16 protein-coding genes, 2 pseudogenes and 2 other annotated features are annotated in these 20,710 nt (G+C 40.2%); of the genes and pseudogenes, 6 read left to right on the top strand and 12 right to left on the bottom strand.

Annotated features, from left to right (window positions below; translation table 11 throughout):
• Window positions 1–26: 26 nt before the first annotated feature.
• From F895_RS03345 to F895_RS0119100, 8 genes and pseudogenes are all read right to left on the bottom strand, one after another.
• Window positions 27–1,246, bottom strand: a protein-coding gene (locus F895_RS03345; RefSeq protein WP_107114716.1) for an IS3 family transposase whose coding sequence is annotated in 2 segments (ribosomal slippage) — window positions 27–970 and window positions 970–1,246 — 1,221 coding nt in all. Because the reading frame shifts where the segments join, the coding sequence is not laid out codon by codon here.
• Window positions 855–971: a sequence feature (AL1L pseudoknot), on the bottom strand. It overlaps the preceding gene by 117 nt.
• 49 nt (window positions 1,247–1,295) lie before the next feature.
• A pseudogene (locus tag F895_RS03355) lies at window positions 1,296–1,565 on the bottom strand (hypothetical protein); the annotation flags it as partial.
• Window positions 1,566–2,816, bottom strand: a complete 1,251-nt coding sequence (locus F895_RS03360; protein WP_005243439.1) for a glycosyltransferase family 2 protein — start codon at window positions 2,814–2,816, stop codon at window positions 1,566–1,568.
• The gene (locus tag F895_RS03365; protein ID WP_005243438.1) at window positions 2,803–3,708 is read right to left on the bottom strand and encodes a hypothetical protein; all 906 of its coding nucleotides are present in this window, start codon (window positions 3,706–3,708) and stop codon (window positions 2,803–2,805) included. The genes F895_RS03360 and F895_RS03365 overlap by 14 nt, the downstream gene beginning before the upstream one ends.
• Complete coding sequence (locus F895_RS03370; protein ID WP_005243436.1) at window positions 3,708–4,457, bottom strand: hypothetical protein; 750 nt, start codon at window positions 4,455–4,457, stop codon at window positions 3,708–3,710. Before F895_RS03370 ends, F895_RS03365 begins: the two co-directional genes overlap by 1 nt.
• Before the next feature lie 182 nt (window positions 4,458–4,639).
• Window positions 4,640–6,082 carry a deoxyribodipyrimidine photo-lyase gene (gene phrB / locus F895_RS03375; RefSeq protein ID WP_026040237.1) on the bottom strand — a complete coding sequence of 481 codons (1,443 nt, stop codon included), beginning with the start codon at window positions 6,080–6,082 and terminating at the stop codon, window positions 4,640–4,642.
• Window positions 6,083–6,200: 118 nt separating this feature from the next.
• Entirely contained in the window at window positions 6,201–6,683 is a 483-nt protein-coding gene (locus F895_RS03380; protein WP_004652066.1) for an FKBP-type peptidyl-prolyl cis-trans isomerase, read from the bottom strand.
• 127 nt (window positions 6,684–6,810) lie between these two features.
• Entirely contained in the window at window positions 6,811–8,091 is a 1,281-nt protein-coding gene (locus F895_RS0119100; RefSeq protein WP_026040236.1) for an NAD(P)/FAD-dependent oxidoreductase, read from the bottom strand.
• Between the two features lie 19 nt (window positions 8,092–8,110).
• On the opposite strand from F895_RS0119100, the gene F895_RS03390 reads away from it, so the two are divergent.
• A protein-coding gene (locus F895_RS03390; RefSeq protein ID WP_107114716.1) for an IS3 family transposase occupies window positions 8,111–9,330 on the top strand; the annotation gives its coding sequence in 2 pieces (ribosomal slippage) (window positions 8,111–8,387 and window positions 8,387–9,330; 1,221 coding nt in all).
• Window positions 8,386–8,502: a sequence feature (AL1L pseudoknot), on the top strand. It overlaps the preceding gene by 117 nt.
• Window positions 9,331–9,504: 174 nt before the next feature.
• Here the strand turns inward: F895_RS03390 and F895_RS03395 are convergent.
• Complete coding sequence (locus tag F895_RS03395) at window positions 9,505–10,824, bottom strand: D-alanyl-D-alanine carboxypeptidase PBP6B (RefSeq protein WP_005243433.1); 1,320 nt, start codon at window positions 10,822–10,824, stop codon at window positions 9,505–9,507.
• 437 nt (window positions 10,825–11,261) lie between these two features.
• Between F895_RS03395 and F895_RS03400 the strand changes: the two genes are divergently transcribed.
• A complete protein-coding gene (locus F895_RS03400) occupies window positions 11,262–12,965 on the top strand; it encodes a M61 family metallopeptidase (protein ID WP_005243429.1) in 1,704 nt (567 codons plus the stop codon).
• A gap of 36 nt (window positions 12,966–13,001) precedes the next feature.
• Here the strand turns inward: F895_RS03400 and uraH are convergent, their stop codons facing one another.
• On the bottom strand, window positions 13,002–13,403 hold the full coding sequence (gene uraH, locus F895_RS03405) for a hydroxyisourate hydrolase (RefSeq protein ID WP_005243427.1): 402 nt from the start codon (window positions 13,401–13,403) through the stop codon (window positions 13,002–13,004).
• A 120-nt stretch (window positions 13,404–13,523) separates the two neighbouring features.
• Window positions 13,524–14,216 carry an outer membrane protein gene (locus tag F895_RS03410; protein ID WP_005243425.1) on the bottom strand — a complete coding sequence of 231 codons (693 nt, stop codon included), beginning with the start codon at window positions 14,214–14,216 and terminating at the stop codon, window positions 13,524–13,526.
• 150 nt (window positions 14,217–14,366) lie between these two features.
• Here F895_RS03410 and F895_RS03415 point away from each other — a divergent pair, with 150 nt between their 5' ends.
• The 4 genes and pseudogenes from F895_RS03415 (at window position 14,367) to F895_RS03435 (ending at window position 19,728) form a co-directional block, all read left to right on the top strand.
• Window positions 14,367–15,050 carry a heavy metal response regulator transcription factor gene (locus F895_RS03415; protein ID WP_005243423.1) on the top strand — a complete coding sequence of 228 codons (684 nt, stop codon included), beginning with the start codon at window positions 14,367–14,369 and terminating at the stop codon, window positions 15,048–15,050.
• Window positions 15,034–16,411: pseudogene (locus F895_RS19970) on the top strand (heavy metal sensor histidine kinase). Before F895_RS03415 ends, F895_RS19970 begins: the two are co-directional and overlap by 17 nt.
• 328 nt (window positions 16,412–16,739) lie before the next feature.
• The gene (locus F895_RS03430; RefSeq protein WP_005243418.1) at window positions 16,740–18,971 is read left to right on the top strand and encodes an NADP-dependent isocitrate dehydrogenase; all 2,232 of its coding nucleotides are present in this window, start codon (window positions 16,740–16,742) and stop codon (window positions 18,969–18,971) included.
• A 112-nt stretch (window positions 18,972–19,083) separates the two neighbouring features.
• On the top strand, window positions 19,084–19,728 hold the full coding sequence (locus tag F895_RS03435; RefSeq protein WP_005243415.1) for a hypothetical protein: 645 nt from the start codon (window positions 19,084–19,086) through the stop codon (window positions 19,726–19,728).
• Between the two features lie 62 nt (window positions 19,729–19,790).
• On the opposite strand, the gene F895_RS03440 is transcribed toward F895_RS03435, so the two are convergent.
• Complete coding sequence (locus F895_RS03440) at window positions 19,791–20,609, bottom strand: rRNA large subunit pseudouridine synthase E (protein ID WP_005243414.1); 819 nt, start codon at window positions 20,607–20,609, stop codon at window positions 19,791–19,793.
• Window positions 20,610–20,710: the final 101 nt, after the last annotated feature.

Genomic DNA, 20,710 nt, shown 5'->3' with positions numbered 1-20,710 from the left:
GTTTGTCGGAGACTTTTTTATTTAAGTTAGGCCACCTGACCTAACGGGTTAATCTTATCATAGTACATTGCTTCAAACTCAAAAGGCGATACATAACCCAGTGCACTGTGTACACGCTTTTTATTGAACCAATCTACCCAGTTTAGTGTCGCAAGTTGTACATCTGCTAAACCTTGCCAATCTGCTTTTAAATATTCAATCACCTCTGTTTTGTATAAGCCATTCACCGTTTCAGCCAGAGCATTATCGTATGAATCACCTGTCGTACCGACTGATGCTCGTAAATTTGCAGCATCTAAACGATTGGTATAGCGAATAGAAAGATATTGAACACCTCTATCGGAATGATGAATCACATTCTTTGGCATGCCTCGATCGTGCAATGCTTGCTCCAATGCATCGAGCACCATATCTGTATTCATCCGTGTAGATACTTTCCATCCAACAATTGCTCGTGAGAACACATCAATAATAAAGGCGGTATAGACCCAGCCTGAATGTGTTTGAATATACGTAAAGTCACTGACCCATAATTGGTCAGGTCGATCAGCACTAAAATTCCGTTTCACTAAATCATCTGCTCGTTTTTGATCATCTCGGCTACGGGTGGTTTGTTTATTCTTACCACGCCAAACACCTTGTATACCTAGCTTTTGCATCAATCGAGCAACTGTACAACGTGCAATAACATAACCCTCACGTTTCAATTTTTGCCAAACTTTACGTACACCATATCGACCTGAACTTTCTTTCCAAATACGTTTGATTTGCTCTGCATGATGTAAATCATGCAGAGCACGTTTCGCTCGATGTTCTGGGTTATCAACGAAATCTAAAGCCCGATAATAGGTCGAAGCTGCAATCGGTAAAATTCTACAAATCGCTTCAACACCATATAACGCCTTATTGTTATGGATAAAATCCACCATTATTTGTGTGGGCGGTCGAGCTCCGCCTGGGCGAAAAAAGCGGCTGCTTTACGTAGAATTTCATTGGCACGTTTTAATTCTTTAATTTCACGTTCCATTTGCTTCATTTTTTCTTGGTCAGATACCTGTTGTACTTTGGCGGGATTTTGTTGATCTAAGTATTTTTGATACCAAACACGAAGTGTTTCAGGAGTACAGCCAATTTTAGGAGCAATTGCGGAAACTGCTGCCCAATTCGATGGATAATCTTTTTCAGATTCAATTAGTAATTGAACCGCTCTTTCTCTAATTTCGGGGGTATAGTTTGGTTTTTTCATCGGAATAGTCTCTCAGAATATTGAGTCTCCGACAAACCCGGTACGGTTCAGTGGTGTTGTAGATCAGTTTATCATCCAGTTTGACCAAAAGGGTGGTGAAATGCTCAGTAGAATAATCACTGATGAAGCGGATATTTTGCCATTCAGAACCTTTCCCCACATAAAAGAAGTGTGGCTCGATGGTGTATTTATTGGAGGTATTGATATTATCAAACTTCCATGTATTCAAGGTATCTGCCGATGCAAAGATGGGCAAGGAGAGAGCAACACTTGCAACGAAGACTTTGAAGAGCGGATGATGTAAAGTTTTATTTTTCATTTATTTTTTCTCCTTGCTACGCTCAGTTTTATACCATTGTAATGAATTGCCTTGGATCTTATTTTTGAGCATGTCATAAGCAGCTTTAAACACGATAAATAAGAACACTTGTGAATACGTAACGTAAGATAAGACTGAGAAGAAATAGAGTTGAGGTTTGGCTTTTTCTAAAGATAGAGTGAACCACATTTGCGCCACATATAAGCAGAAGGATAAGCCCCAGAGCAGGGTAAATGGCCCTGGAACAGTAATCCCTGCGATACCAAGTAGACCTAAAGCTAAGGTGATATGACTCCAGATCAGCGCTGGAACAAACAACACATAGCACATGATGTTATTGAAGATTTCGATACCAATTGGAAAAGGTTTTCTGAGCGCAATTGGAAGATACTTACTGGTGACGTAGAAGTTACCTTGAGTCCAGCGTGAGCGCTGTTTGATAAAGACACTTAATGATGGAGGGTCTTGCTGCCAACCCACGGCATAAGGAACCCACTTAATGCGTCTTTGTCCAAGGAAGATACGAAAGCTCATCTCTGTATCATCTACCAAGGATTTTTCATCAAATCCTCCCAGCGTTTCCAAAGCATCTCGCCAAATGACATAGTTTGTCCCCATGAGGGTGGAAAGTTCGAAACGCTGCCAACGGCCGCCTTGAAAAATCCACTGAAAGAAAATGAATTCAATCGCAATAAAACGGGTCAAAATACTGTCTCGCCAGTTACGGGTACGAACTTTACCATTTACTGCAACTAATTTTTTATCTGCCATTAAGGTTTGAGCTAAGAGACGGACACAGTCAGGTTCTGGAGTACTGTCAGCATCGTAGACCACAATCAGCTCCCCCTTGGCATGGGGTAAACCATTATTCAGGGTACGGGATTTTCCTTTACCTCCCATTCCTTTGGGCACATTGACAATTTTAATGCAGGGGTAAATGGCAGCCATACGTTCGGCAATTTCCAAAGTATTGTCTTTAGAACCATCATTAATCAGTAGTACTTCATAGGCATGTGCTGGATAATCCTGCTGTGCAATGGCATGTAAGGTATCTTCAATGACGACTCCTTCGTTATAAGCGGGAATCAAGACACTTAAAACGGGCCAATGTTCAGGCACAGGCAAATTTTCGAGTTCTTTCGCCGCATTTTTAGAGTATTTCCATGCCTGAAAACTTAGCCAAGCCCAGAATGCTTGTGGAATCCAGATCCCAAGAAAGCCAAATAAGAAAAGAATATCAATTGCGGGCATTTATTCTTCTCCTGCGGATAATTGAAATAATCAGGATCAGCAATAGTCCACCACCAAGTAATAATGAAATCCAAGAAATTGAACTTCCAAAAGTACTCAGCAGGCTTGGATAATGCGCTGAATAAATATAGTCGAGCGGGATAACGACAGTACTCAGAGTAATCAGGATATAGCCCCATAGGCTCGTTTCTATACCCTCTTGGGTACTGGTAAACTGGGTACGATTCAAATCCCAAGAAATCCCAAGCTGAGGGTATTCGATGTTATTGAGCGGCATACCGAGCGGTGGATTAATCACGACTTGGTACCCCGTACTTTGTGAGGGATCGGTAATAGCCTGATAAAAATAGTGTTGATGATGTTGAATTTTTCGTGCAGGAATCGGCAATTCATCAGGGCTATTCGATTGAATGATATAGCTGCCAGCAGGTTGAGCAATGATGTTTTCATCCCAACCTGTTTCAATTAGTGCAGCGAGAGGACGTAATCCAATTGCCATTGAAAAAGTGGCTTTGGCAGCAAAATATTTTGAATGGGTCATTTGATAGAAAGCTATGGGAATGGCGCCTTGATTGACCGCTTTTTTGATTTCATAATATTTAATCGCACTAAAATATTCATTTGGTAAAATCACACCAGGCCTAATCCCTTTGGCAATCAATTGCTTAAAACTTTCTGAGTTTAATTGGTCAGATGTAAATATTGGCCACCATGTAGCGGGTTGGGGGAAAAGTTCCGCAACGGTTTGTGGGGTTTCAAGCTGAGTACTCGAGTCCGTTTTGGCAAGCTGAATATTACAATGATAGTACTGTTGATAAAATTGCTGTAGGGTCGTATCAGGAAACTGGCTGGTGGCGACCAAGATACCGCAAATGTTGAGCAGTAAAGACATTAGCGCACCTCACTGCTTGCAGGAGCCAGGTATTCTATATGTTGTTCAATGTTGAGTTTAAGTACAGTGAGTGCCTGAAGATCTTGAATAAATAAGGGGTAGCTTTGATGTTCATCAAGTGTTGAATCGTGTATGACAATACTTTTAATTTCACTGAGTTCTTCATTAATAAAATGGTAAATTACACTATCTCGTTCATTAGACAGGATTGCCATAATTTTATTTTGCGTTTCTTTCCAGATATCCTCACCCAGCATTTCACGAATAAGTACAGTATTGTTGATATGGGTACTAATAATTTTATAATGATCTTTCTGCGTTAATTTTAAAAGCTTTCTGAGTTCAACCTGAAAATGCGTTAGCGCTGTTAATGGCAAAATATCATGTTGATAATTACGGTCATAGCTTTGGATTGCACGGAAACTTTTAAGGGCATTTTGAATATTATGACGGATTGCGCTGAGAAAAATTGGAGTAATTGGCAGAACAAACAATAACAAAAGTTGGCGTTCAATATAGGTTTGATTGGCCAAATCAAGAAAGAAATATACTGCAACGCCAATAAAGGTAATGAGCCCTAGCAGTAATGCCATGCCAACGTTGAGGAATGCGCCAGCGATTAAGAGTAAAAGTAGAAAAACCCAACTTCCACGATAACTTGCGGGTAACCACTCATACGCCACTATACCCATAAAGATTTGAGCTGAAATAATCCATAAGACGAGTGCAGGAGCTGGATTTTTTTGCATAATAATTTTATTTTAATAAATGTCTTTTATAACCAAGTTAGCATTATTTTACGGTTTTTACGACAGTTTTTCTGTTGTTGGCTTTGTAAAATAATTTTATAAACAGTTACATACAGTATAGTATGTATTTCTTTAGAACAAAAAACATCCAAGATAACAGTTTTTTTTATTTTATGTAATCTTCAGGAAGGAAGCTTAAATGCTTCAATTGCACGAAGACGGCTCATTTTTAAATCAACGATTGGCTGAGGATAGTTTATCGATAAGCCCTGATGCTTTGCATAAGGTTCATGGATTGTTTTGTGATCAAGCTGGGCCAGTTCTGGAACCCATTGACGAATATATTCACCTTCTGGATCAAATTTCTGTGATTGAGTGATAGGATTAAATACTCTGAAATAGGGTACAGCATCGGTTCCTGTGGAGGCACACCACTGCCATCCACCATTATTGGCAGCCAAATCCCCATCAATCAAATGCTGCATAAACCACTGTTCGCCTTTACGCCAGTCAATCAGCAAGTTTTTGCTTAAGAACATGGCACAGATCATACGAACACGATTATGCATCCAACCTGTTGCGAGCATTTGCCGCATGCCTGCATCAATAATTGGAATTCCAGTTTGGCCTTGTTGCCATTTTTTTAAAGCAATAGGATCATCCCGCCAGCGGATTTTTTTAGTGGCAGCTTGAAAGGGCAGATGTTTTGAAACCTGAGGGAAGTCAAACAGGACATGTTGATAAAACTCGCGCCAAAGTAATTCATCTAACCATGTTTGTTGGCCTTCAGACTGAATTTCAAAATGGCCATGCTGTTGCCGAAATAGCGCTTGTAGACATTGGCGAATGGAAATAATTCCGATATTTAAATAGGCTGAAAGCTGACTAGTTCCCGCTACAGCAGGAAAATCTCGTGCCGTTTTATAGCCAGCCAATTGTTTATCAATAAATTGATCGAGTAACATGAGTGCGTGTTGCTCGCCCACTTGCCATTCAGTATAGCGAGTGGTTGATATCTGTTGAATATAATTGCTATGCAGTTGCTGAAGATCACTCTGTTGAAAAAGCGAATCGTCCAGTGCTATAGGGTGTTGAGTCTGAGGTGCTGGGTAGCATTGTGGCAAACCATGCTGTAAACGTTGATAGCAGGTTTTCTTAAATGCACCAAAAACTTGATAGGGTTGATTAGATTGGTTGCGAATCGAAGCGACAGGAAATAGGGTTCGGTCATGGAAAAGTATCAATTCTTTTTGTTGCTGATTCAAAAATTTTTGTACAGACTGGTCCCGTTTTAATTCATTAACTGCTAGCTCGATGTTGGCATAAATATTATGGATAGGAATGCGTTGGGCAAGTTGCTTGAGAAAATCAGGGATGTCCTTCCAGAGTGGGATGATTTGCACTAATAAGGGAATATGCAAATGTTCAAGTTGCTGTTTTAAGGCTTGGAGTTGGCGTAGATAGAACTCAATTTTAATGGGTGCATCGTGATGTAACTGCCATTGTTCCGGTGAGAGGATCACCATTGCAATACAGGGGCCAGCTTGAGTCGCATGCCAAAGTGCAGCATGGTCATGAATTCTTAGGTCCTGACGGAACCAAATCAATTGATAAGCAGTAGACATCATTAAGCTATTTTAAGAAGAGAATATCTAGACCTTAAGCGATTTTTTAATTTTGTAAAAGTATTGGCAATAAAAAAGCAAAGCCGAAGCTTTGCTTTTCCATCTAATTCAAAAAGAATTAGTGGTGGTGACCACCTGCACCATGAACATGGCCGTGATCTAATTCTTCTTGAGAAGCATCACGGATTTCAACGATTTCAACTTCGAAAGTAAGATCTTGACCAGCAAGTGGGAAGTTCGCATCAACGATGATGTTGTCGCCTTCAATTGCTTTAACGGTTACGATTTGAACACCGTCATCAGTTTGAGCTTGGAACTGCATACCTGGTTGGATGTTGTCCACGCCTTGGAACATTTGAGCTGGAACTTCTTGAACTAAGTCTGGGTTATATTCGCCATAACCTTCAGCAGCTGGAACGTTTACAGTGAATTTTTCACCAACAGTTTTACCTGTAAGTGCATTTTCTAAACCAGGAATGATGTTGCCCGCGCCGTGCAAATATGCAAGTGGTTCACCTTGAGATTGGTCAAGTGTTTCACCCTCAGCGTTTGTTAAAGTGTAGTGGAATGAAACCACGTGGTTATTTGCAATAGCAGTCATGTTTTGAATCCATGTCATCAATAGTTTTAAACTGTAATATCATAAAGTGAAAAACAGATTTTGTTGACCATTTTCCACTTTTTGAAACGATTTAGTCAAATATTGAGACGAAATATCAAATTTCAACTCAATACAGTTTAATTTTTGGACGGACACGACGCGTTAAAAAATCTTTCATGGTGAGCATGCCTGCTTGAGTATAGCCATGAATATTGGCCTGATGCAGTCGATATAACGAGACGTACATGGTTTTGGCAATAAAACCTTGTACGCTTACATCACCCAGCAACTCTCCTACAGCTTGATTGTGGCTAAGTGACACTAGAGATCCTTTCTCGTTAAATGTGAACATTGGTTGAGGCGAGCCAGATAAACGTGCAGCCATTGCATCGACCAAAAAAGTGGCCTGCTGACTTGCTACTTGGGCACGTGGTCCTAATGGTGGCTGACGTGCATCAAGTTGACAGTTGGCACAGTCACCGAAAGCAAACACATTGGGATCAGAGTAGGTTTGTAAGGTTGCATAGACCATTAAGCGATTGATTTTGTCACGTTTAAAATCATGGAAGGATTCTAGGACTTTGGGTGCTTTTACACCGGCTGCCCATACTGTAATATCTGAGTGTAAGACACTGCCATTACTAAAATAGACATTTGATTCATCAACCTTTTGTACTTTATGTTGGGTCAGAATTTCAATCCCCATTTTCTTCAGTTGTTTGGCACTATGTGCAGCGGTTTTCTCTGTGAGGGCAGGCAAAATACGATCAGAAGCTTCAATCAGGGTAATTTTGACTTGTTTAGGGTCAATTTTCTTTAGACCATACCGATAGAAGTTTTTGGTGGTTTCAATCAGTTCTGCTGCCAGTTCAACCCCCGTTGCACCTGCACCTACGATTCCAATATTTAAGGCACGTTCATTTGGCTGACTTTGTGCTTCGATATAGAGATGGAACAAATCTTGTTGGAAGATATCGGCCTGTTGACGACTATCGAGAAAATGGCAATGTTCACGTACACCTTCTGTGCCGAAGTCATTGGATACGGAACCGACAGCAAGCACAAGTGTGTCGTAGTTTAGCGTCTGGATAAGAGGGGTATGTTCTTTGGAAAGCTGTGGAGGAGAAAGTGTAATTTGTTTTTTATCTTTATTAACATCAACGAGAGTACCAAGGACAAACTCAAAATGATGTTTTTCGGCATGGGCAAAATAATTGGTTTGTTCTTCGTGGGGATTGAGCGAGCCAGCTGCGATTTCGTGAAGGAGAGGTTTCCATATATGCGTGAGGTTTTGGTCGACTAGGGTAATTCGGGCTTTCTTACGTCTCCCAAAACGTTCACCTAGTTGTGTCGCAAGTTCTAAACCACCTGCGCCACTGAACCGTACCGGGTTTGTCGGAGACTCAATATTCTGAGAGACTATTCCGATGAAAAAACCAAACTATACCCCCGAAATTAGAGAAAGAGCGGTTCAATTACTAATTGAATCTGAAAAAGATTATCCATCGAATTGGGCAGCAGTTTCCGCAATTGCTCCTAAAATTGGCTGTACTCCTGAAACACTTCGTGTTTGGTATCAAAAATACTTAGATCAACAAAATCCCGCCAAAGTACAACAGGTATCTGACCAAGAAAAAATGAAGCAAATGGAACGTGAAATTAAAGAATTAAAACGTGCCAATGAAATTCTACGTAAAGCAGCCGCTTTTTTCGCCCAGGCGGAGCTCGACCGCCCACACAAATAATGGTGGATTTTATCCATAACAATAAGGCGTTATATGGTGTTGAAGCGATTTGTAGAATTTTACCGATTGCAGCTTCGACCTATTATCGGGCTTTAGATTTCGTTGATAACCCAGAACATCGAGCGAAACGTGCTCTGCATGATTTACATCATGCAGAGCAAATCAAACGTATTTGGAAAGAAAGTTCAGGTCGATATGGTGTACGTAAAGTTTGGCAAAAATTGAAACGTGAGGGTTATGTTATTGCACGTTGTACAGTTGCTCGATTGATGCAAAAGCTAGGTATACAAGGTGTTTGGCGTGGTAAGAATAAACAAACCACCCGTAGCCGAGATGATCAAAAACGAGCAGATGATTTAGTGAAACGGAATTTTAGTGCTGATCGACCTGACCAATTATGGGTCAGTGACTTTACGTATATTCAAACACATTCAGGCTGGGTCTATACCGCCTTTATTATTGATGTGTTCTCACGAGCAATTGTTGGATGGAAAGTATCTACACGGATGAATACAGATATGGTGCTCGATGCATTGGAGCAAGCATTGCACGATCGAGGCATGCCAAAGAATGTGATTCATCATTCCGATAGAGGTGTTCAATATCTTTCTATTCGCTATACCAATCGTTTAGATGCTGCAAATTTACGAGCATCAGTCGGTACGACAGGTGATTCATACGATAATGCTCTGGCTGAAACGGTGAATGGCTTATACAAAACAGAGGTGATTGAATATTTAAAAGCAGATTGGCAAGGTTTAGCAGATGTACAACTTGCGACACTAAACTGGGTAGATTGGTTCAATAAAAAGCGTGTACACAGTGCACTGGGTTATGTATCGCCTTTTGAGTTTGAAGCAATGTACTATGATAAGATTAACCCGTTAGGTCAGGTGGCCTAACTTAAATAAAAAAGTCTCCGACAAACCCGGTACGGTTCACCACCGCCTACAATCACGATATGATGTAAGGTTTTACTCATGATTAACCTAATTTTTTTGTGAAAGGATGGCTGGATTATGCCATCCTTTTTTCAAGATTGTATTGGTAATCTTGATAGAAAAAGTAGGTTTTTTTTAACCTTGATTTAAAGGGTAAACTTTTGGGTTTTTAGTGTCATTTGTTGAAAAAAAACTGAACAGATTAGAAAACCAGATCATGATTTTCTGGAAAATATTGGCTTCCTCAATCTGTACATCATTCTCGATTTGTAAGCTGCGGATCAACTGGTTGTTTTGATAAATTGATACGGTAGCCAAGTTCATAGCTTGTTTTAAAGGTGCAGTTAAGCGTTGTTCATTCAATTCAATATTAATGCGTGTATTGGTAGTTTCAAGAGGTTCAACCGTGGTGACTTGTTGATTGGCATCACTCAAATGAATGCGTTGAGTCAATAAATCAAAGGTATTTAAGTCAATTGGTGTTGTTTGACCATATAAAGAGGTTGTCACAATGGTCGGCTGCTGTGTTTCGACCTTAAATATTTTCAAGGTTGATTTAATCACGGGCAGTTCTGCAATCAATCTTTGCTTAGGAATAACTTCTTCATCACGGGTATAGGTATAAGCCAGGTTCATTAACTTGTGTGCAACCTCAGCACGTTTCACTGCGCTTGGTGTACCTAAAACAACAACGATAAGGCGACGCTTTTCAATTGGTGAATTCAAGGTCGGGCGTTCAGCGGTTAAGGCTAGGTTATAACCGGCTGCCTTGGTGAAGCCGGTCTTTAAACCATCTGCAGTTGGATCCATTTTCAAGGCAAGGTTGGTAGCATGGTGAAAATGCTGGTTATAGCTAAAGCTTGGCATTTTTGAATAATATAAGTATTCAGGAGTTTGCTTCACAATCGCTTTTGCCAACAAGCTGAGATCTGCCGCAGTTGAATAATGATCGGTCATGGTAATCCCAGCAGGGTTGCTGAAATGGGTATCTTTCATACCTAAGGCTTGTGCTTCCTGATTCATTCGCGCAACAAATTGTGGCACGCTGCCCGAGATTTTTTCAGCTAAAGTCACAGCTGCATCATTCGCAGACATCACGATCAGCCCTGCCAAAAGTTGATCAACCGAAATTTGTTCACCAGCTTTCAGATACATTTGTGATTCATCCCACATCACAGTACTCACAACTGGTGTTGCGGTTAGAACTTCTTCTTTACGTAATTTACCGGCTTCAATCTCTTTTAAGGCAATATAGGCCACCATCATTTTAGTAAGAGATGCAGGGGCTCGCTGAACATGGCTATTATGTTCTGCAATGATTTGCCCTGACTGGGCATCAATCACCGACCAAGCTTGAGCTTCAACTGTTTCAGGAGCAATGCTCAGTAAATTTGCATGTGCCAGATTTGCACAGATGAGACTCAACAATGTAAAGAGGGGGAGAAGAAATTTCACGTGAATACCTTGTATAGCCGATCCAGTGGCCTTAAATGTGAGAGGAGAATGCTATGACTTTTTTGTTGAAGAATCTAGGGGCTATTGACATTTTATATATGAATTGCGTTGTAGGCTAAAAATTCATCAGACGAGACATGAAACGCAGGGAATGGCTATTCCCTTGCCAAGTTTCATAACGAAGTATGAGGGTATTTTAGCCCCAACCCTTTGGGACAGGGGCATTTTTTGTCGCTACTACGTTATACCTTGTTCATTTAGAATGACTAAATTTCACAAGACATGCCTTGTATCGCCTAAAAAATCTCCACTGTCGCAACCATAGATAAAGTGACAATAGCCCCTAAACTTTTGCTGACAATTACGACATCTACGCATGACTTTGTAAAAAAATGCTAAGCTGTGCGAAATTGTTCCCATTTTCATGATTAGAAATTATGTTGCACTATCAAATTGAGTTCGACGATTATCGCCAACACCTGATTCATGTCACCTTACGCTTTCTTGCCAATCCAAACCAAGAATTGTGGTTGCCAACTTGGATTCCTGGCAGTTATTTGATTCGGGAGTTTTCCAAGCACATTGAATCAGTGAAGGCCTCTGATGAAGCAGGACGATTACTGAGTATTAAAAAAACCGAGAAAAACCGTTGGCGCTTATTCAATACCGATCATGAACTGATTACGGTTGAGTATGATGTCTATGCGTATGATCTGTCAGTACGCGGTGCCTATGTCGATCAAACTCGTTTGTACGTGAACCCTGCTTGTGTCTGTTTAGGATTAAAAGATCAAGAGCAATCGCCATGTGAGCTGGAAATTTTTCTACCAGATGAGTTAAAGCATTTTCAAATTGCGACTGGTTTGCCAAACAAAAGCTTGGTCAAAGGACGCTTTACTTTAAAATCAGACAATTACGACCAGTTGATTGATAGCCCATTTGAATTGGCTGATCAGACTCGCTTTAGTTTTCAAGCCCATGGCATTCCGCATGAGTTTGTGATTTCAGGAAAACACAGCACCAATTTGACCCGTTTACAAACGGATATTGAAAAGATCTGTCAAACTGAAATTCAGATGTTTGGTTCAGCACCCTTCCAGAACTATACCTTTATGACCATGGCGACAGGAAGTAGCTATGGTGGTCTGGAACATTGCAATAGCACCAGTTTAATTACGCCACGTGATGATCTCCCGAAGGCAGATGAAGCAGTAGAACCATCAAAAGATTACCAACGTTTCTTAGGGTTATGTAGTCATGAGTATTTTCATTCATGGTTGGTGAAGTTTATTCGTCCTGAAAACTTTAGCCATTACGATTTACATAAAGAAGCCTATACCAGCTTATTATGGATTTTTGAAGGTTTTACTTCTTATTATGATGATCTGGTTTTGTTGCGTAGTGGAGTGATTTCACAACAATCATATTTAGATTTATTAAAAGCACAAATTGATCGTTATCTGCAAAATCCTGGGCGTATGATTCAATCGGTTTCAGAGTCGAGCTTTGATGCGTGGATCAAATTCTATCGTCAAGATGAAAATTCGAATAATGCTGGAACCAGCTATTATAACAAAGGCAGTTTAGTGGCACTTTGTTTAGATTTAGGACTACGTTTACGTGGTTCAAACCTTGATGCTTTAATGCGTCGTTTATATGAAAACACCCAGAATGGAATTCAAGTCAATGATCGCACCATTTTTGAATTGTGTAGTGAACTGACAGGCGATAACTGGATTGAGCAGATCAATCATCTAATTAACACGACTGATGAATTACCACTTGATCAACTGTTCCCAGAGTTTGGTTTGAGCTACACCGTTAAAAGTGACAAGGCTTTACCGTTTGGCTTAAAAGTTGTAGATAAAGCTGAAGGGGTTGTAGTGCAACAGCTTCGTCGTGATAGTGCAGCAGCACAAGCGGGTTTATCTGCCAATGATGTGATTGTTGCGATTGATGGTATCAAGGCTTCGGAGAAGCTTTTAGCCAAGTACGCAAAACAACACGGCACATTTACGGTCTATGCATTCCGTCGTGATGAGCTTTTGCAATTTGAACTTCAAGCGGGTGAAAATGAATTGACCACGGTTGAATTAAACGTTGAAGATCAGCAAAAAGTTGATCGTTGGTTGAAGAGCTAAGACTTAGTAAAAAGGACGCGATAAGCGTCCTTTTTATTAGCTCCCACGATAAGTCGAATATCCGTAGGGGCTGAGCAGTAATGGAATGTGATAGTGCGGTAAGGTTCCATCAACTTCAAAAATAACTGGAACTTCAGGAAAAAAACTACTTTGCTTTTGCGCTTTATACCAGTCACCTGTTTTAAAAGTCACTTTATAAATACCCGACTTTAATTGTTGTTGCGTCGGATAAAGGGCAGTAATTCGGCCATTTTGATCAGTTTTGGCCTGATTGATCTCTATCCACTGATTTTTTTGTTGTGCTTCGAGAACAACGGTGACATCAGCAGCAGGTAGACCATTTTGCTGGTTGAGAACATGCACACTCAATGGGTTTGTTGCTGCGAATAAGCTGCTTGAAGCCGATAGTGCGGCGATGGTGAATAGATTTTTATACATAACAATATTCTACCTTTGTTGATCAATGTTTTCGTCTGTATTGCCGTCAGTTGTTGTGAGGGCAATACATGGGCATGGGATAAGAGTGCAAAAAACAATGCTAATCAGTGCTTTAAAATTTTAAAATGAATATCTTGCGCCTAAATAAAAGTCACTTGAATATAGGTGTGCTTTCATCTGTTCATCTTGAAGAGTGCGGGCATTCGTAAAGTTATTTAAACCACTCTCGGCTTTGCCTAAATCGACATAGCGATAACCCAAATCTAGATTTAAATTTTTAATGGCTGTGTAGGTTGTGCCTGCACCTAAGCTATAAACCAATTGTGTTTCGGTATTGGCAAGGTATTGACGTGATATATTGCCTTGCCAACCGGATGATTGTGTACGTGCTATTCCCAAGCCGAGATTGCCGTAAATCGCTACATTTCGGATTACTTCGAAATCACGATAAGCATTTAGCATTAAACGTTGTGTCTCAACTTTGTGATGATTGAAACTCGTGGGAAAATTGGTTGAGCCGCTAGTAAACTCAGCATCATTTTTAAAGGTGTATTCAGCTTCTGTACGCCAGCCATTGCCAAAATCATAGCCAAATCCAAGAGATGTATTGATTAAATCATCCTGATCGTTACCTGTTACAAATTGACCAATCCCTGGGCGTAAACTGGTTTGCATATTCTTCGCCTTTAGCTCCGCAGCAGTCACTTTTGCCGAGACAAAATAGCCCGTAAGATTGGTATCTTGGGCAGAGCTGAGTGATACGCTGGTAAGTAAAATAGAAGAAAAAGTAAGGCGAGTAATTAGGTTGTCCATATTCATTTTCCCAAAATCAAACAAGGCGACTGAGTAATAGAAAATCTTTATTTCCTCAGGACATGGTAAAAAGAAATGAATTTGATCATGATGACAATTGGATTACCGATTTGTAATCTTAGCGAGGGATAAACAAGGTTAAGATGTGGAATGCATATTCTAATTGTTGAAGATGAATTCAAAATCGCACAGTTTCTAGCGAAAGGATTACATGAGTCTGGTTATACCTGTGCCGTTGCAGCAGATGGCATAGAAGCATTGTCACGTTTGCAACAAGAAGTATTTGATTTATTGATTTTGGATGTGATGTTGCCACAATTGGACGGCTGGCAAGTTTTGCAAACGTTACGGACTTTTTCGAAAATACCAGTATTAATGCTGACGGCAAAAGATCATGTTCTGGATCGGGTGAAAGGATTAGAGTTTGGCGCAGATGACTATCTGGTTAAACCATTTTCATACGTAGAATTATTGGCACGAATTAAAAGTTTATTACGTCGTGTGCCAAAGGTCGAAAAAGAGGTTTATCAAATTGCTAACCTGAGTTTAAATCGCTTGAGTCGGGAAGTTCATCGAGCCGACACCAAGATTGATTTAACAGCCAAAGAGTTTGTGTTGTTACAACTGTTACTTCAACATCGTGGAGAAGTGTTAACACGAACGCAAATAGCCTCAATGGTTTGGAATATTAATTTTGATACGGATACTAATGTGGTGGACGTTGCAATACGTCGCCTAAGGGCAAAGATTGATGATCATTTTGCGCCCAAGTTGATATATACCGTGCGGGGCATGGGCTATAAGGTCGATTTAAAAGATGGACATAATGGGTAAATTGTCTTTGGCTTCGCGCCTGAGTCTGGCTTTTAGTCTGATTTCTTGTGTGGTTTTTATCAGTATTGGCGGGTTGTCTTACCAAAACTTCAAAGCAATAGTCTATACCCAACAAGATAAAGCCTTAGCTGCGCGAATTAGGCGGATGGACGTCTTTTTGACTGATGCTCATTCAGCCAATATTTTAGTAAAATATCCCAAGCTTTATGAAAATATGGTGGGGCATGAAGACAGTATATTTATCGTCAAAGATGCACAACATGATTTGATAAAGATCAATCCGCTGCAGGTCAGTATTCCAGCATTCAATTATTCAAATCAAATTCAGTATGCGAATAATACAACGGAATATCCAAGTACTCGTTTTGCTTTCCAAACAATTCAATATGGCCGCCAACAACAGTATTATTTAATTGCAGGTCAGCAATGGGCAGCAGTCAATACGATGCTCAAACAATATTTCTGGAAAATTGTATTTTATAGTGGTTTGGGCATTTTATTATCGAGTTTGTTGGGTTTTATGGTAGGACATTATCTGTTCCGTTCGATGCGGCATTTGATCGCTGAGACCAATAATATCAATGTTCAAAAGCTTAATTCACGTATCCATAAAATCAAACAACATTGAGGTTCAGCAACTCAGTCAGGCGATGAATGAAATGCTAGATAAGATTCAGCAGGATTATCAAAAACTATCGCAGTTTTCAGAAGATATTGCACATGAACTCAGAACTCCTCTGAATAATTTAATGGGGCAAACTCAAATCTTATTATCCCAGTCTCGTCCGGTCGAAGAGTTGGAAAATTTATTATATTCACATTTAGAAGAATATGAACGGCTGACCAAGATGATTGAAAGTATGTTGTTCATTGCCCGTTCGGAGCATGCAGAATACGGACTGGAAAAACAGGCGTTAAATGTAAAACAGCTAATCGAGACGATTGCGGATTATTTTGATTGCGTAATTGAAGAACGTCAAATGAGATTGGTGTTTGATCTGCCAGATGATTTGAGTATTGTGGCAAATGCAGCCTTAATGCAGAGAGCGATTGCGAATTTAATCAGTAATGCGGTATTGCATGGTAAAGAACAGGGGACTATTGCATTACAGGCCTATCAATCTGATCAACATGTGGGGATCATTGTGCAGACGGAAGGTGTTTTTATTGAGGAAAAACATTTACCACATCTATTTGACCGATTTTATCAAGTCGATCAGAGTCGGCATCAAAAAGCACGAACGGGAGGGCTAGGTTTAGCTATTGTGAAGTCAATTATGCAACAGCATGACGGTATAGCAGCCGTCGCAAATCACCATAACGGTATCGCATTTAAATTGATCCTACCACTAAAGAATTAACGAATTATTCATCTAAGTCTGTCAGAATAAGCCTGCTTATTTAGTGACTTATGTATTTGTTTGCTAAATGATCAATTCGGTGTGTAGCTTTAAGGCTGGTAGCGGTTTGTATTTGAAAAGACAAAACTTGACCGCATATATACATCGTACAATGCTACTATTATATCATTTTGTAGTATTTTTTATCGAAATGTCGTTATCACAGGATATTGCGTTGACTCGCATGTGATGAACGCTGATACTCTCAAGTTTGTTTCAGCAAATCGGTTCTAGGAACTGGGCCAAAAGCGCAGTTTTCCGTAACTCAATCCAACACAAGGGGCTATATATGGCTGGTGGAAAGTCAAAAATCATTTACACACTGACTGATGAGGCGCCGTTATTAGCGACTTATTCATTGCTACCGATCATTGAGACCTTTACCAAACCTGCTGGCATCGAGATTGTAAAAAGTGATATCTCTGTTGCAGCACGTGTACTCGCAGAATTTTCAGATTACCTTAAAGATGAGCAAAAGGTAAACAATAACCTTGCTGAGTTAGGTCGTCTTACCCAAGATCCAGATACAAACATTATTAAACTTCCAAACATCAGTGCTTCTGTTGCGCAGTTAGTGTCTTGTATCAAAGAGCTCCAGTCGAAGGGCTATGCAATTCCTGATTATCCAGAAAACCCAACAACTGAAGAAGAAAAAGAAATCAAGGCACGCTATGGTAAATGCCTTGGTTCGGCAGTGAATCCGGTATTGCGTGAGGGTAACTCTGATCGCCGTGCGCCAGCTGCTGTGAAAAATTATGCAAAAAAACACCCGCATTCAATGAGCGAGTGGAAACAATGGTCTCAAACTCACGTTTCTCACATGGACGAAGGCGACTTCTACCACGGTGAAAAATCTATGACTTTAGACCGTGCGCGTAATGTGAAAATGGAACTCATCACCAAGTCAGGTGAAACCATTGTGCTTAAGCCTAAAGTTGCGCTTCAAGACGGTGAAATCATTGACTCGATGTTTATGAGCAAAAAAGCCCTATGCGATTTCTACGAGAAAGAACTCGAAGACTGTCGTGAAGCAGGCATCCTGTTCTCATTGCACGTTAAAGCAACCATGATGAAAGTATCACACCCGATCGTTTTCGGTCACTGTGTGAAAATTTACTATAAAGATGCTTTCGAAAAACACGGTAAATTATTCGACGAACTCGGTATTAACGTGAACAACGGTATGGCGGGTCTTTATGAAAAGATCGAAACTTTACCGACTTCACTCCGTGAAGAAATTATCGAAGACTTACATGCTTGCCAAGAACACCGTCCTGCGCTTGCAATGGTTGATTCTGCAAAAGGCATTACCAACTTCCATTCACCAAATGACGTGATTGTCGATGCTTCTATGCCTGCAATGATCCGTGGTGGTGGTAAAATGTGGGGTGCTGACGGCAAACCTTATGATTGTAAAGCGGTCATGCCTGAGTCGACATTCGCACGTATTTACCAAGAAATGATCAATTTCTGTAAGTGGAATGGTAACTTCGACCCACGTACCATGGGTACTGTGCCAAACGTTGGTTTGATGGCGCAAAAAGCTGAAGAATACGGTTCACACGACAAGACTTTCGAAATTTCTGAGGCGGGTATTGCCAACATCACTGATCTAGATACTGGCGAAGTGTTAATGAGTCAGAATGTAGAAGAAGGCGATATCTGGCGTATGTGTCAGGTGAAAGATGCACCGATCCGTGACTGGGTGAAACTTGCAGTTACACGTGCACGTAACTCTGGCATGCCTGCAATCTTCTGGTTAGACCCGTACCGTCCACATGAAAATGAATTGATCAAGAAAGTTGAAAAATACTTGAAAGATCATGACACCGCAGGTCTTGATATCCAAATCATGTCACAAGTACGTGCAATGCGTTATACGCTTGAACGTGTTGCGCGTGGTTTAGATACCATTTCAGTAACGGGTAATATCTTACGGGATTACTTAACTGACTTGTTCCCGATCATGGAATTGGGTACTTCAGCAAAAATGTTGTCAATCGTGCCGTTAATGGCCGGTGGTGGCATGTACGAAACAGGTGCGGGTGGTTCAGCGCCGAAGCATGTTCAGCAGTTGGTTGAAGAAAACCACTTACGTTGGGATTCTCTCGGTGAGTTCCTTGCATTGGCAGTGTCTTTAGAAGAGCTTGGTATCAAAGAAGACAATAACCGTGCGAAATTGCTTGCCAAGACACTTGATCAAGCAACAGGCAAACTTCTTGATAACGACAAGTCTCCATCACGTCGTACAGGTGAATTAGATAACCGTGGCAGCCACTTCTACTTAGCATTGTACTGGGCTGAAGCATTAGCAGCTCAAGACGAAGATGCTGAGTTAAAAGCGAAATTTACGCCACTTGCAAAAGCATTGGCTGAAAATGAGCAGAAGATTGTGGCTGAGCTTGCGCAAGTACAAGGTCAAGCTGCTGATATCGGTGGTTACTACGCCATTGACCCTGCGAAAGTCAGTGCTGTAATGCGTCCAAGTTCTACATTGAATGCAGCACTTGAAACAGCTTAAGTTTTAAAATATTACTGACATTTTGTTGGTCGTGAAAAAAGCCGATGCGAAAGCATCGGCTTTTTATTAATATGAGTCGGATTTTTCGATTTTTGGGGTTTTAAAGTAAAAGATGGAACAAACTCGGGCTGATACGCATTCCTCTGTTTTTATGGCAGCTTTTTTATTGTTACATCTAGCTTATTATATCGTTTCGGAATCCACTTACAGTTTTATTGAAAATCATATTTATCAAAAGAAACAAGAATATGTTGAAGCAGATGAGAAAATAAGAGTTTATGTAGAAAAATATCAGGCTAAAAAAACGACATACTATTTTGAGCTTTACAATGATGGTTCTTATCTCGGAGATATTTTCTGTGGTGCTACTATGATTCATTTATGTCGGGAGTGGAGTGATTATCAGTATGGCTTTAAAGTCGAAAATTTAGCCTACGAAGCCCGAGTGAATGATTTAGGTGAGGTGAAGTCGGTTAGAGTTAAATATTTTGACTTAATTAATAATGATAAATATAAAATTATAAATAATAGGGAGTTTTTTTCTCCATCATTATCAACACTTGTTGGTAAATTAATGATCAGTCTTATTTTTGCTCTCTGCGTAAATCTTTCGATCTTGATTTATTGGTGTAAAATTCTTCGTGAAAGACAGTTAAATAAATATAAATATGATTACTTTATAATTTATGGTTGTCCCTTACTTATGTTGGGTTATTTCATAAAATGTATTTTTGATATTTATTCTTTTGTATTCTGAATCATCTGTTGTTTAGCGCATGTTTTAAAGCCCACGAAAGTGGGCTTTAAAACATCTAAATTCTAACGGCCATTACGGTTACGACCGCGCGGTGCTTTGGTGTTTGGACGGGTTGTGCCATTGGTCTTACGACGTGGTTTATCTGCTTCGTCAGTTTGCCAGATACGGGTTGTACCACCACCTGCTTTTTTCTTGCCTTTAAATGGTTTTTCACCTTTTTCTTCACGTGCTTTATCTTTGGCGCGAGAGAAATGCGGTTTATTATTCGATTTTTTCGCGAAAGAACGACCTTCATAAGGCTTATCGGCTGGAACATCTTTAAAATCTGGATAAAGCAAAGGTTCGATTTCCAGTTGTTCACCAGGCTGTAAACCTAGTTTAACCAGATCAATTGTACCAATTTGAGTACGAATCAGACGTAAAGTTGGGAAACCCACAGCAGCGGTCATACGACGCACTTGACGGTTACGGCCTTCACAGATTTGTAATTCGATCCAAGTCGTTGGAATATTGGCACGGTAACGCACAGGTGGATTACGTTCCCATAGCCATTCAGGTTGATCGACTTTACGGGCTTTGGCAGGTAAGGTCATCCCATCTGCAAGTTCAACACCCTTTTGCAGTTTTTCAATGGCTTCTTCTGTGACATCACCATCAACTTGAGCCAGATAAGTTTTATATTTCTTATTGTCTGGATGGGTGATGAATTGATTTAAACCACCATGATCCGTAAGAAACATTAAACCTTCAGAGTCTAAATCTAAACGTCCTGCAATACGAAGTTCAGGATCTTTGATAAAACTTGAAACTGTTAGATGTTTTTCATCTTCGCGAAACTGTGACAAAACGTCAAAAGGTTTGTTAAATACGACTACTTTCATATGAATATACTACTTTGGTTATGGGCGGCATCATAACAATAACGGTTTCTATTTAATGGGAAAATGTTGTTATTTCCCGTATAAATCTCAAAAAAACCAGT

Source organism: Acinetobacter sp. CIP 64.2 (genome assembly GCF_000369645.1).
Classification (GTDB): Bacteria; Pseudomonadota; Gammaproteobacteria; order Pseudomonadales; family Moraxellaceae; genus Acinetobacter.
The sequence above is the reverse complement of the archived record's forward strand: the minus strand, read 5'-3'. Positions and strand labels throughout refer to the sequence as shown.